Consider the following 13,607-nt stretch of genomic DNA (forward strand, 5'->3'; position numbering starts at 1 on the left):
CGGGTCAGAGTTGCGGCTTGACGAGGATCTTTCCGTTGCCGCGGGCCTTGGTCTCATCAATGGCCTCGACGAGTCCGGCCAAGGGGAAGCGACGCGTGATCGCGTTTTCCATGTTGATTCGCCCGGCGGCCATCAGGTTGATGACGTTGGGGAAGTTCCACGACCCGGAGTGGCCGACGGTGCCGTAGACCGAGCCGGCCTTGAGCATGTAGCGGATCAGATTCATGGTCGCCGGCTGAGCGTCCATTCCGGCGATCACCACCTTGCCGCCGACGCCGAGGGTGTCCTCGATCGGGCCCATCACGGCCTTGGAGTTTCCGCTGGCCTCGACGACCATGGCCGCACCGTCACCCTTGGTGGCCGTTCGCACGACGTCGCCGGGGTCCTCGCTCGACGGGTCGATGACCCGGGTGGCGCCCATCTTGCCGGCCAGCTCGCGTCGGCCCGGGAGGGGGTCGATTGCGAAGATCTGAGCGGCGCCCGCCGCGGCAGCCAGTGCTACGGAGGCCAATCCGATCGGACCTCCGCCGAACACGACGACCGAGCCGCCGGGCTTGAAACCGCCAGCGCGCGTGAACATCCCCTCGTAGGCGACGCTTGTCGGTTCGGTCAGCGCGCCGACTTCGAGGGCGGTGTCCTCGTCACCGTAGCGTTCGAGGACACCGTCGAGGGACCAGGCGAACCGCGAGTCGACCTTCACGTACTGGGCAAAGCCACCGTCGAGGGTGAATCCGAGATCCTCGATGTAACCGCACTGGTTCCAGTAACCCCCCCGGCATTCCCGGCACTTGCCGCACCATTGGATCTCCTCGACGGCAACGAGTCCGCCCACCTCGAACTGATGAACGTCCTTGCCCTTGGCCACGATCCGACCGGCGAACTCATGGCCGGTGATGACGGGTGTTTTGAGGTGATACGGCAACAGCAGATAGCCCTCGTCGTCGGTCTCGAACATGTGCACGTCCGAACCGCACAGGCCGCAGGCGCCAACCTCCAACACCAGCTCGCTGGGACCTGGTGCCCCTGGGTCGGGCACCTCTCGGACGTCGACGGTGGGGTTGCGGTAAGCGTCGTTGGCGATCGCTGCCCATCTCCGGGCGTGATCGGCCTCGGAGATGCGTGCGCCCGGTCGCGGGCTCCATTCCGCCTCGAGAACAACCGCTTTCATCGTTAGCTCCGTCTTCTAGTTCCGTATGAGCAGGGGGTCAGGTCAGTGTGCGGCGGTTAGCACCTGGTCGGCGCTGAGTTCGGGATTGGACTCGACGGCTTCCTCGGGGCTGCTCGCCCCGGTCAGGACGGCCACCAGGGCGGCGGTGATCGCGGTGGGGTTGGCGTGCTGGAAGATGTTGCGGCCCACTGAGGTTCCGACGGCACCGACGTCACGGGCGGCCTTGACCTTGCGCAGGAGCGCGAGATCGGACTCGCGGGAGCCGCCGGCGACGATGACCGGGGTCCCCGAGACGCAGTCGACGATCGGCGAGAACTCCTCAGGGCTACCCAGCCAGTTGGTCTTCACGATGTCGGCGCCCAGTTCGACGCACAGGCGTGCACTGCGCTTGAGGTAGGACAATCCCCACGTGCTTTGGTAGTCCTTGCCGTCGCCGAAGTAGGCGTTCGGGAACTCGGCCTCGGCGATGAACGGCAGTCCGTACTCGCGGCACTTCTCGCCGATGGAACCGGTCAGCGAGATCACGTCGGCCTCGTTCTCCGGGGCGAACGGGAGCAGCGCGACGACACCGTCGACGCCGAGGGTGGCGCAGTGCTCGACCGAGGCGATGAGCCGTTCCTGGTGGGACTTCTCGCCGCGGGTCGCGGTCGCGGTGATCTTTGCGACGATGGCGACCTCGGGGGATTCGGCAATGACGGGGGAGAGGGACTGAAGCAGGCCCGGGGTGAGGAATGCACAGTTGGCGCCGCCGTTGCGGACCTTTCGGAAGCTCGTGGCGGGATCCTCGATCCCAGACATGACTTCGGGCACGCTCGTGCCATGGGAGAAGGCGAACATCACCGAGGAATTGGTGGCGGGGTCGATGATGCGACGCAGGCGGAGATCTTTACCGATGGACATTGCTACCTCTCATTGGGTGTTTATTGCGGAAGCCTCAGGCAAACGCGGGTGGGTGTGTGTGCTGCGCGCGCAGCATCGAAGTGAAGACCGCCAGTACCTGATCGATGAACGCATCGTCGTTGATATGCAGGTCGAGTTCGGTCAGCGCGACGTGGTCGGCGAGGTTCGCGCGCAGTGTGTTGATGAAGGCGCCGTCCGCTTCCGGATTCCAGAACGCTTTACCCGGGGCGTCGGGAACTGAGAAGCCGCCAGTGGGGATGAATACGTGTGTCGGACCGGTAGCCTTGTTCGCCTTGTAAGCGAATGTTTTGGCTAGCGCGGTCATTTCGTCGGCGGTGAGTCTCACCAGAGTCAGTTCGGGGTTATGCCCGAAGTACGTGCGGTCGGGAAATTCGGCAGTCGCCGCGCTCATCGGACCGCACGTGATGAAGTCGGTGCAGCCGGGGACCAGGATCTGGGGCAGCCCGGCCAGACCTGCGGCCTCCATGCGATCGGGCCCGGGGTCCATCAAGCCGCCGACGAGGCTGGCGCCGAGTTCGGTGGTGGTGTAGTCCAGGACGGCGTCGACCTGTCCGGTCCGGACGGCGTCTTCCAGTGCGCGTCCACCGGTCCCGTTGGCGTGAAATGCGATGAAGGAGATGCCGCGCTCTTCGAGGTACGCCCGAGCACGCATCAGCGGTCCGGTGGTGTTGCCATTCATCGACACCGCGACGGTTAGCGGCCGGGAATTGCCGTTGTCGGCGGCGGCGGAAGTGCTCACGCCCATGGCGGCCTTGGCGGCCCCGACGATGTAACCGGCCGCAGTCCGGTAGATCCGGGAGGTGATGGTGTTGACGCCGATGATGTCGACGACCGAGTGCATCACCGCGACATCACGGATCCCGACGTAGGGCTCGAACGTGCGGCTTCCGGAGGCCAACGGAGACACGATCAGTTTGGGAAAGCCCACCGGCAGTTCCTGCAGGGCCGGTCCTGCGATATGAATCCCGGCGCCGCCCATGCAGATCGCAGCGTCGATCTCACCGTCGGCATGCAGATGGGAGAGCAGGGCGCCGACGCCCGCCCGCAGTGCGGAGACGGCCGCGCCACGGGGCAGGGCGCTGATCTCGTCGATGCTGCTTCCGGCGGCCAGGGCGACAGTGTCCTGGTCGATGAAACGTCGGCCCTTGAGTGCGGCGGTCGACGGGTGTTCGGCGTGCCGAGCGGAGGTGTCGAGCAACAGGGGGGTGGCGTCAAACTCCTCGATGAGGTCCGCCACCGCACATAATTCGTCGGCCTTCGTGTCGAAGGTGCCGATAACCAGCACATTCGGCCGGGGGAGCCGTGCGCTTCCAGCGCGTGTGACGGAGCTCATGTCCGATGACAGTAGACGTGGCTGCCGAACAAATCAAGCCGAAATCGCATCTTTTGTTCGGTAGGCCGAACGGAAGGCGAAGTTTTTACGGGATCAGAGTGATCGCCGATCGGAATGACGAACGGGGTCAGATGGCTCGCGGTGCGCTGGGTCCGGCATGCGGCGACCCCACATCGGAAGTGGGCTAATGACTGCTCCGGCGATCGTATGGGCCGAATGTACCGTCTTGGCGCATGGTGCGGCTAGCGGTGCGTGTGAATTAGCAAGATTTCGCTCGGTTTTCCGAACGGTGTGGTTTCATAGGTTCCACCACAATTGAAGACGCTATCGACTCACAGCGGGAGAACCTCCGAATCGGAGGCGCCGTAGGAGCAAGTCCTCCCCGGGAATCTCTCAGGCCCCAGTACCGCTGCGACGAGGCAACTCTGGAGAAAGCGCCCCCAGCGGGGCGTTTACCGAAGGTGAAGAGCGCGCCCGAACGGCGCTGCAAATCTCTCAGGTCCAAGGACAGAGCGGGGAGGGTCCATCAAGGACAGCTCGCTGATGCGAGCACGAACTTGGAGAGATCCCTTGTCGCTCAACACTTCAACGCAACTGATTTTTGCTGACCGTCATATCGGACCCACCCCGGCTGAACAGCACCGGATGCTGCACGCAATCGGTCTCGGCACTCTGGACGAGTTGATCGAGGCTGCGGTGCCCTCGTCGATCCGCACGGCGGCTGCACTCACATTGCCCGCGGCGCGATCCGAAGAAGGGGTGCTCGCCGAGCTGGCACACATCGCTGCCACGAACCGGACGTGCGTTCAGATGATCGGCTTGGGCTACTACGACACGATCACCCCGCCGGTGCTGCGTCGCAACATGCTCGAGTCTCCGGCCTGGTACACCTCCTACACCCCGTATCAGCCCGAGATCTCTCAGGGGCGGCTGGAAGCACTGCTGACTTTCCAGACCATGGTCGCTGACCTCACCGGTCTGCCCGTCGCGGGAGCGTCCCTGCTCGACGAGGCGACCGCGGTCGTGGAGGCCATCCTCTTGATGCGCCGCGCGAGCAAGGATTCGGGTTCGGCAGCCGTGGTGCTGGACACCGAGTGCTTCCCGCAGACGGCGGCCGTCGTGGCCGGACGCGCCGCCGCACTCGGCATCGAGGTGATCCGGGCCGACGTGGGTGTCGGCTTACCGGATGGCGATTTCTTCGGTGTCGTGATGCAGAACCCGGGTGCCAGCGGAGTAGTCCGGGACTTGACTGCCGTCGTCGCCGATGCGCAGGAACGGGGTGCCTTGGTCGCGGTGGCCACCGACCTGTTGGCCTCGACGCTGTTCGCGCCCCCTGGAGACCAAGGCGCTGACATTGCGGTGGGATCGGCCCAACGCTTCGGCGTGCCACTGTTTTACGGTGGACCCCACGCTGGCTTCATGTCCGTACGCCACGGACTGGAACGGATGCTGCCCGGCCGGCTCGTCGGAGTGTCCCGCGACCGCGACGGTACGCCGGCCTACCGTCTGGCACTGCAGACTCGTGAGCAACACATCCGCCGTGACAAGGCGACCAGCAATATCTGTACGGCTCAGGCGTTGCTCGCCAACGTGGCCGGCATGTATGCCGCCTACCACGGGCCTGACGGTCTCGCGTCGATTGCGCGCCGCGTGCACGGCCACGCCGCGGCGATCGCCACCGGGCTGGCCACGTTGGGTCTCGCCGTCACGAACGCCGACTACTTCGACACGCTGACCGTCCGCGTCGGCCACGGCGCCAAGAAGATCGTGGCTCGCGCCGCCGCCGACGGCATCAACCTGCGTCGCATCGACGCTGCCCACGTTGGCATCTCGTGTGACGAGAGGACGACCGAGGACGTCGTATCCCGGGTGCTTGCCGCCTTCGGTGCTCGACCGGTACCGAGCTCGCCTGCCGACCTACCCGCGCATCTCGCGCGGACGTCACCGTACCTGCAGCACGAGGTCTTCCACCTCTACCGTTCAGAGACAGCGATGATGCGCTTCCTGCGGACGCTGTCGGATAAGGATCTCGCCCTGGATCGCACGATGATTCCGTTGGGATCGTGCACGATGAAGCTCAACGCTGCGGTGGAGATGGAACCGATCAGTTGGCCCGGTTTCGCGGGCATCCACCCGTTCGCGCCGTCGGAGCAGACCCGCGGCTACCGCCGGCTCGTCGAGGAACTACAGCACTGGCTCGCCGAGATCACTGGTTACGACCGAGTGTCACTGCAGCCCAACGCCGGCTCCCAGGGCGAGCTGGCAGGTCTGCTCGCCATCCGCGGATATCACCAGTCTCGCGGGGATGTGGACCGCACCATCTGTCTGATCCCGCAGTCCGCGCACGGTACGAACGCCGCGTCGGCAGTTTTGGCGGGAATGCAGGTCGTCGTCGTGGCGACCGCGCAGACGGGCAACATCGACCTGACCGATCTAGCCGACAAACTCGCGATCCACGACGAACGTATCGCGGCGATCATGATCACCTACCCATCCACGCACGGTGTCTACGAACCCGACGTTCGCCAGGTCTGCGACCTGGTCCACGAGGCGGGCGGCCAGGTCTACATCGATGGCGCCAACCTCAACGCCCTTGTCGGCCTGGCCCGTCCGGGTGACTTCGGTGGTGATGTCTCACATCTGAACCTGCACAAGACTTTCTGCATCCCGCACGGGGGAGGAGGCCCCGGCGTCGGACCGGTCGCGGCGCGCGCGCACCTTGCACCGTTCCTGCCCTCGGATCCACTGGCCGGAGACGGTCCCGTGGGCCCGGTGTCGGCGGCCAATTACGGATCGGCCGGAATCCTCCCGATCACCTGGGCCTATCTGGCCTTGATGGGTCCAGACGGGCTGCGAGCTGCCACCGAGACCGCGGTGCTCTCGGCCAATTACCTGGCACGACGACTCGACCCGTACTTTCCGGTGCTCTATACCGGACCGGGCGGATTCGTAGCCCACGAATGCATCCTGGACCTTCGTGCCCTCACCAAAGCCACCGGCGTCACCGCTGAGGATGTCGCGAAGAGGCTCATCGACTACGGCTTCCACGCCCCGACGCTGTCGTTTCCGGTCAACGGCACCCTGATGGTCGAGCCCACCGAGTCGGAGGGCCTCGGCGAGCTGGACCGCTTCATCGACGCGATGATCGCGATCAGCGCCGAGATCGCCGAGGTGGCCACCGGCCGTTGGGAATTGGAGCGCAGCCCGTTGCGTCAGGCGCCACACACCAGTGAGCAGATCTGTGCCGATGACTGGGACTTGCCCTACAGCAGACGCAGAGCCGCCTACCCGGTGCCGCCACCGGGCGGTGTCAAGTACTGGCCACCCGTACGGCGCATCGACGGTGCCTACGGCGACCGCAATCTGGCGTGCTCCTGCCCACCGCCGGAGGCGTTCGTCAGCACCACGCCCATCGAAGACGGAGTACTCGTATGACCCACGAAACGCCTCTCCTGGCCGAACACCGGTCCTTGGGAGCCACCTTCACCGACTTCGCCGGCTGGCAGATGCCGCTGAAGTACGGCAGCGACCTCAAGGAGCACCACGCCGTGCGCACCGCGGCCGGTGTGTTCGACCTCTCCCACATGGGAGAGATCCACGTGGTCGGACCCGGCGCGGCGGCCGCGCTGGACTACGCCTTGGTAGGTGAACTGTCTGCGGTCCCGGTGGGACGTGCCAAGTACTCGCTGCTGTGCAACGAGAACGGCGGCGTGGTTGACGACCTGGTCGTCTACCGGCTCGCCGACAACGATTTCCTGGTCGTCGCCAACGCATCGAATGCGGCGACTGTCTACGCCGAATTGAGCTCGCGTGCAGCCGCGTTCGATGCCGATGTATTCGACGAATCCGGTGATACGGCATTGATCGCTGTCCAGGGGCCCGAATCAGTGGCCATCCTGACCGCCATGATGGACGGGGACGCCCCCGGCATGTTGTCCGCCTTGAAGTACTACGCGAGCACGCCCGCCGTCGTCGCGGGCATCGATGTCCTGCTGGCCCGTACCGGATACACCGGTGAGGACGGGTTCGAACTGTACGTCGCCAACGCGCGAGCGGTCGGACTGTGGCATGCGCTCGTCGACGTCACGGCGGCACACGGTGGCATCCCTGCCGGACTCGCATCACGCGACACCCTGCGGCTAGAAGCGGGCATGGCGCTCTACGGACACGAACTCACCGAGGCCACCAACCCCTACGAGGCAGGCCTGGGCCGAATGCTGAGACTCGGCAAGAATTTCGTCGGCTCGGAAGCGCTTCAACGGCTCTCGAAGGCGCCGCTGGCACGCTGCCTGGTCGGGTTGACCGGCACTGGGCGGCGTGCCGCGCGTGCCGGATACACCGTCGAGCGCGACGGCGCCGAGGTCGGAGCCATCACCTCTGGCGCATTGTCACCCACCCTTGGCCACCCGATTGCCCTCGGATATGTCGACGCCGCGTACTCCGAACCCGGGACCGTTCTGCAAGTCGGGATACGCGGCACGGCCAACGAATTCACCGTCACTGCTCCGCCGTTCTACAAGCGCCCGTAGGCCTGGACCACCCGAAAGGATCACTCACGATGACCGACAACTTGCCCACCGATCGGTACTACACCGACGACCACGAATGGGTCCTCCTCGACTCAGTCGCCGCCCTGCCCTCTGCCGAGCCGTTGCGCATCGGGATCACCCAGCTGGCCGTCGACAACCTTGGCGATCTGGTCTTCCTCGAACTGCCCGAGATCGACACCGAGGTGAGCGTCAGCGAGCCCTGCGGTGAGGTCGAATCCACCAAGACCGTCTCCGAACTTTTCTCACCGGTGAACGGAAGGGTCGTCGCCGTCAATCAATCCGCCGTCGAGAATCCGGAGCTGGTGTCGACCGATCCCTACGGCGAGGGCTGGTTATTCGCCGTGCTCGCCACGTCCGCCGGTGAACTATTGAGCGCCGCGGAGTACGCCGAGAAGAACGGAGCCACCTCGTGAGTGTCCTGAATGAACCACTCGATGTCTTCGATCCCGACATCGCCTACCTCATCGGGCGCGAACTGACAAGGCAGCAAACTGGATTGGAAATGATCGCCTCGGAGAATTATGCGCCGGTGTCGGTCATGCAGGCCCAGGGATCGGTGCTGACGAACAAGTACGCTGAGGGTTACCCGGGCCGGCGCTACTATGGTGGCTGCCAATACATCGATGGTGTGGAGCAAATCGCCATCGACCGGGTTAAGGGCCTCTTCGGCGCCGAATTCGCCAATGTCCAACCGCATTCGGGTGCCACCGCCAATGCCGCGGTGATGCATGCGTTGCTGAACCCCGGCGACACCATCCTGGGTCTACTGCTGGCACACGGCGGCCACCTGACCCACGGCATGCGCATCAACTTTTCCGGCAAGCTGTACAACGTCGCAACCTACGAGGTGTCCGAGGAGGACTACCTCATCGACATGGATGCTGTCGCCTCCGCCGCCCGCGAGCACCGGCCCAAGCTGATCATCGCCGGCTGGTCTGCTTATCCGCGCCATCTCGACTTCGCCCGGTTCCGGCAGATAGCCGACGAAGTCGGGGCGCTGCTGATGGTCGACATGGCCCACTTCGCGGGACTCGTTGCCGCGGGACTGCACCCCTCTCCGATTCCGCATGCCCACGTCGTCACTTCCACCACACACAAGACGCTCGGTGGACCTCGCGGCGGAATCATCCTGACCAACGACGGCGCGATCGCCAAGAAGATCAACTCGGCGGTGTTCCCCGGCCAACAGGGCGGGCCGCTGGAGCACGTCATCGCGGCCAAGGCGACGGCGTTCAAAATGGCCGCCCAACCCGAATTCGTCCAACGTCAACAACGCTGCCTCGACGGCGCCCGTCTGCTCGCCGAGCGGCTGGGGAGCTCTGATGTCACCGGTCACGGCATCACCGTGCTCACCGGAGGCACCGACGTCCACTTGGCCCTCGTTGACCTGCGAAATGCCGAGATCGACGGCCAACAGGGCGAGGATCGGCTGGCCGCGGTCGATATCACGGTCAACCGCAATGCCGTCCCGTTCGACCCACGACCGCCGATGGTGACCTCCGGGCTGCGAATCGGCACCGCCGCGCTGGCCGCGCGGGGTTTCACGCTGCCCGACTTCGCGTACGTGGCCGACCTCATCGCCCAAGCGCTGATCTCGCGCGTTGGTGACGACCTGGAATCGATCCGGATGCAGGTGCAAGCTCTGGCAAATCGTTATCCGCTCTACCCCGGACTGTGAGAAGTCGTGACTATCAGCGTCTTTGATCTGTTCTCCATCGGAATCGGGCCATCGAGCTCACACACTGTGGGCCCGATGCGCGCTGCTTCGAGATTCGCGGCCAATCTCCGCAGCGCACGGCTCGTGCCCTACGTCGATGAGTTCGCGATCACCATCTACGGATCCTTGGCGGCCACCGGCGACGGGCACGGCACTTTCCCCGCGATCTTGCTCGGACTGGAGGGGCTGGATCCCGAGACGATCGACATCGACGACATGGCGGCGGTATTGGCGCGTCAACGGCGGACGGGTCGGGTGCGGGTGGCGGGACAGCTGTCCGTCAATCTTGGTGTCGACGATCTTATTCGTCGTCCCGCGCAAACCCTCGACTTTCATCCCAACGGGATGACCTTCGTGGCGCTCGCCGAGAAAGCCGAACTGTTGCGCCGCACCTACTATTCGGTTGGCGGCGGCTTCATCGTCGACGACGATGAAAAGACGCCGAGTTGCGGTGACACCGAACGTACCTCGCCGTACGCGTTCTCAACTGCCGAGGAACTTCTAGCCCTCACAGCTGCACATGGCATATCGATCAGTGAAGTGCAGGGGGCCCACGAGCGGGAGCTGGCGCCTGAGGTGGATGTCGCCAAGGAACTGCTGCGCATTCGCGACGCGATGCGCGAATGCGCGGCGCACGGAATGGTCCGCACGGGCACCTTGCCAGGCGGTCTGCAGGTTCGCCGCCGCGCCCACCATTGGCATGACCGACTCGCTCGCGAAGACCCCTGCAGATCACCGGAATTCGCGGAGGACTGGGTCAATCTCGTCGCGCTGGCCGTCAACGAGGAGAACGCCTCGGGCGGCCGCGTGGTGACCGCGCCCACCAACGGTGCCGCCGGCATCATCCCCGCTGTCTTGCACTACGCAGAGCACTACACGAAGGCAGGCAGAATCGATCCCGACGACGTGGCGGTGCGCTTCCTGCTGGCGGCCGGCGCGATCGGTTCGCTGTACAAACAACAGGCCTCGATCTCGGGGGCCGAAGTCGGGTGCCAGGGCGAGGTCGGCTCGGCGGCCTCGATGGCTGCCGGTGCGCTCGCCGAAATCCTCGGCGGCACCACGGCACAGGTCGAGAATGCCGCGGAGATCGCGATGGAGCACTGCCTCGGCCTGACCTGCGATCCGATCGGCGGACTGGTGCAGATTCCGTGCATCGAGCGCAACGCGATCTCGGCGAACAAGGCGATAACCGCCGCCAAGATGGCGTTGCGCGGTGACGGCACTCATCGGGTGAGCCTGGACCAGGTGATTGCGACCATGCGCTCCACCGGCCGGGACATGAGCTCCAAGTACAAGGAGACAGCGCTCGGCGGACTGGCCGCGAACGTCGGCGTCAACCTCGTCGAGTGTTAGCGGCGGCTGGGACGCCGCGGGGGTTCGCCTATGGTCTGGGTGCCTACACGATCTGGGGCCTGTTCCCGGCATTCTTTGGGCTGCTCGGCTTCGCGGCCCCCGTGGAGATCCTGGCTCACCGGGCGATCTGGACGTTGCTGTTGATGGTGGCGGTGCTGGCGTTGGGACGTCAACTCGGATCGCTTCGCGGATCATCTTTTCGGACTTGGCTATTGGTCGCCGCCGCCGCGGCGTTGATCTCCACGAACTGGGGCATCTACATCTATGCCGTGCTATCCGGACACGTCACCGAGGCGGCGCTCGGCTACTTCATCAACCCCCTGGTAAGTGTCGCAATCGGCGTGATCGCCTTCGGCGAGCGACTTGCTTTCGCTCAAGTTGCGGCCATCGTTGTCGCAGTGGGCGCCGTCGCCGTCGTGACGGTGGCCTACGGACGGCTGCCGCTGATCGCCCTGGGCCTGGCGGGATCCTTCGCGCTATACGGTGTCGTGAAGAAGATCGTCCCCTTGCCGCCACGCACCAGCCTGACTGCTGAGGCGATTGTGTTGGCGCCACCCGCCGTGGCCTACCTGACGCTCCTCGGTATCAACGGGCATGGACAGCTGGCCGGCAGTACCACCCACTTCCTGTTGTTGGCCGCGTGCGGTCCGATGACCGCGCTGCCGCTTCTGCTGTTCGGTGCTGCTGCTCACCAGCTCCCGATGGTCACGGTGGGGCTCCTGCAATACCTGACCCCCATTCTGCAAATGGCATGGGCGGTGATTGTCGGCCACGAACGTCTCACTGCGACAACGTGGGCCGGCTTCGCGTTGATCTGGTGTGCGCTGTTCGTCTTCGCGCTGCATTCACTACGACAGTTCGGCCGCCGGCCGCGCGATCATCCTCAATCTCAGGGATGAATCCGGCGTGGATCGTCCGCTGGAGTCGACGCGGCAAGCACGACTAGAGGGTTCGCGCGCTGTGCCAGCACCTCACTGGCTGAAAGGTGGGAAAGCCCGCATTCAGTGCGCAGCAGTCGCTCAGCGGTCGTCGGATGGATATGCTCAAGGTGCTTCTCGATCAACTCACGCAACCGTTGTCTGTACCGGTCAGGCGTCATCCCGAAATTGATCCAGATCTCGTCAACCGGGCCGCCGCCGTAGGGCAACCAACTCACGGCGAAAGCCAGCAATTCATGCTCGACGGGAATGATTCGGGGCGTGGGCCCAACGACCTTGACATAGGCAACGGTTGCCTCCGCCGCGGGAGCGTGTGCGCGGATGGTCATGTAGTTACTCCCGTCGATTTTGTTCGGAGTACCGAGCGCTGTGGAGGCGCGCGTTTAGTCATTCGATCGAGTGGCATAGGACGAACGTGCACTCGGTGCGACGGGCGCGCCACCTTGCCGAGCCGGCACCGAGTGCCTGAAAGCATTGCTACACAGTGCTAGGAGATAATTCGGCACTTTTTGGAGCCTGCATTCGTCTTTCGAGGCGGTTTGCCGACATGAAGGCGTGGGGGCTGGTTGCTAGCGTTACGATAAAACACTGTCGTTCGGCAGGGCGAGCATTTGGTGAAAATTTCTGCCATAATGGCCTGCGAATCCGAAGGCCGACTGTTCTCCGTCGCTGCCTGGGGGGACTTGAAAGGAAGCCAGATGACTGCACCCGAAGCGCAGGTAGACCCAGCAGGTCTCGCCATCGCGTCGCCGCGTGTCGGCTGCGTATTCCGGCCCCAGTACCCGCCGGAAGATCTAGTGGCCGCGGCGCGGGCAGCCGATGCCGCCGGACTCGATGAGATATGGCTCTGGGAGGACTGTTTCGCGTCAGGAGGCATCTCGGCTGCCGCGATCGCGCTCGCCAACAGCAGCCGGCTCTCCGTCGGCGTCGGAGTATTGCCCGCGCCGATGCGCAACGTTGCGCTCACCGCGATGGAGATCGCCACCCTGGAGCGCACCTACCCCGGCCGCGTGCGCATCGGGCTCGGCCACGGTGTGCAGGACTGGATGACTCAGATCGGCGCGAAAGTCGCCTCGCCCATGACTTACCTACGCGAGTACTTCGGCTGCCTGACCGCACTGCTGCGCGGTGAAACGGTCAACTACACCGGCAGATACGTCTCATTGTCCAACGTGTGCCTCGAATGGCCGCCGAGCCCCGACATCGAGGTCCTCGTCGGCGCCACGGGTGCCAAGACCCTGCAGTTGAGCGGGGAGTTGGCCTCGGGGACCGTCATCAGCAGCGGCACCAGTCCCGACGCGTTGCGCCAATCGCTGCGCCACGTCGAGGCCGGACGGCAGTTGCGTCCGGTCCGCGAACCGCATTCGGTGGTCGTCTATATCGTGTGCACCACCGGACCCGACGCCAAGGCCGATGCTCTCGCCGAAGTCAAGCATTGGGAATTCGACCCGACCCTTGACATCACTGCGCACGGCACTGCCGCGGAGATCGCTCACGCTGCTCGCCGCTGGGTCGACGCCGGCGCCGATACCATTGTGCTGCAACCCACGGCCGGCGCCGACATCGAGGCGTTCGCCACGTTCGTCGGCTCGGACGTTCAGCCACTCCTCGCACGATGAGTACACCA

General features: G+C 64.8%; 11 protein-coding genes and 1 riboswitch. Of the genes, 7 read left to right on the top strand and 4 right to left on the bottom strand.

Annotated elements, in window-relative coordinates:
• Positions 1–4: 4 nt before the first annotated feature.
• The 3 genes from iolM to G6N38_RS18945 are packed head-to-tail and all read right to left on the bottom strand — an operon-like array spanning position 5 to position 3,422.
• Positions 5–1,168 carry a scyllo-inosose 3-dehydrogenase gene (gene iolM / locus G6N38_RS18935; protein WP_163749609.1) on the bottom strand — a complete coding sequence of 388 codons (1,164 nt, stop codon included), beginning with the start codon at positions 1,166–1,168 and terminating at the stop codon, positions 5–7.
• A 42-nt stretch (positions 1,169–1,210) separates the two neighbouring features.
• On the bottom strand, positions 1,211–2,068 hold the full coding sequence (locus tag G6N38_RS18940; RefSeq protein WP_163749610.1) for a class I fructose-bisphosphate aldolase: 858 nt from the start codon (positions 2,066–2,068) through the stop codon (positions 1,211–1,213).
• Between the two features lie 34 nt (positions 2,069–2,102).
• Entirely contained in the window at positions 2,103–3,422 is a 1,320-nt protein-coding gene (locus G6N38_RS18945; RefSeq protein WP_163749611.1) for a Tm-1-like ATP-binding domain-containing protein, read from the bottom strand.
• 328 nt (positions 3,423–3,750) lie between these two features.
• A riboswitch (glycine riboswitch) is annotated at positions 3,751–3,841 on the top strand.
• Between the two features lie 124 nt (positions 3,842–3,965).
• Between G6N38_RS18945 and gcvP the strand changes: the two genes are divergently transcribed.
• The 6 genes from gcvP to rarD are packed head-to-tail and all read left to right on the top strand — an operon-like array spanning position 3,966 to position 11,941.
• On the top strand, positions 3,966–6,857 hold the full coding sequence (gene gcvP / locus G6N38_RS18950; RefSeq protein ID WP_163749612.1) for an aminomethyl-transferring glycine dehydrogenase: 2,892 nt from the start codon (positions 3,966–3,968) through the stop codon (positions 6,855–6,857).
• Positions 6,854–7,951, top strand: a complete 1,098-nt coding sequence (gene gcvT, locus G6N38_RS18955) for a glycine cleavage system aminomethyltransferase GcvT (RefSeq protein WP_163749613.1) — start codon at positions 6,854–6,856, stop codon at positions 7,949–7,951. Before gcvP ends, gcvT begins: the two co-directional genes overlap by 4 nt.
• Before the next feature lie 29 nt (positions 7,952–7,980).
• Positions 7,981–8,385: a glycine cleavage system protein GcvH gene (gene gcvH / locus G6N38_RS18960; RefSeq protein WP_163749614.1), complete on the top strand. Its 405-nt coding sequence runs from the start codon at positions 7,981–7,983 to the stop codon at positions 8,383–8,385.
• Positions 8,382–9,650: a serine hydroxymethyltransferase gene (glyA, locus tag G6N38_RS18965; RefSeq protein ID WP_163749615.1), complete on the top strand. Its 1,269-nt coding sequence runs from the start codon at positions 8,382–8,384 to the stop codon at positions 9,648–9,650. The genes gcvH and glyA overlap by 4 nt, the downstream gene beginning before the upstream one ends.
• A 6-nt stretch (positions 9,651–9,656) precedes the next feature.
• Positions 9,657–11,042 (top strand): L-serine ammonia-lyase, encoded by a 1,386-nt coding sequence (locus G6N38_RS18970; protein ID WP_163749616.1) that lies wholly within the window; start codon positions 9,657–9,659, stop codon positions 11,040–11,042.
• Positions 11,036–11,941, top strand: coding sequence for an EamA family transporter RarD (rarD, locus tag G6N38_RS18975; protein ID WP_163749617.1), 906 nt, complete (start codon positions 11,036–11,038; stop codon positions 11,939–11,941). The genes G6N38_RS18970 and rarD overlap by 7 nt, the downstream gene beginning before the upstream one ends.
• On the opposite strand, the gene G6N38_RS18980 is transcribed toward rarD, so the two are convergent.
• Positions 11,932–12,309 (bottom strand): DUF3263 domain-containing protein, encoded by a 378-nt coding sequence (locus G6N38_RS18980; RefSeq protein ID WP_163749618.1) that lies wholly within the window; start codon positions 12,307–12,309, stop codon positions 11,932–11,934. The two genes, rarD and G6N38_RS18980, sit on opposite strands and share 10 nt — an antisense overlap.
• A gap of 369 nt (positions 12,310–12,678) precedes the next feature.
• Here G6N38_RS18980 and G6N38_RS18985 point away from each other — a divergent pair, with 369 nt between their 5' ends.
• Entirely contained in the window at positions 12,679–13,599 is a 921-nt protein-coding gene (locus G6N38_RS18985) for an LLM class flavin-dependent oxidoreductase (RefSeq protein ID WP_163749619.1), read from the top strand.
• Positions 13,600–13,607: the final 8 nt, after the last annotated feature.

Source organism: Mycolicibacterium helvum (assembly GCF_010731895.1).
Taxonomy (GTDB): domain Bacteria; phylum Actinomycetota; class Actinomycetes; order Mycobacteriales; family Mycobacteriaceae; genus Mycobacterium; species Mycobacterium helvum.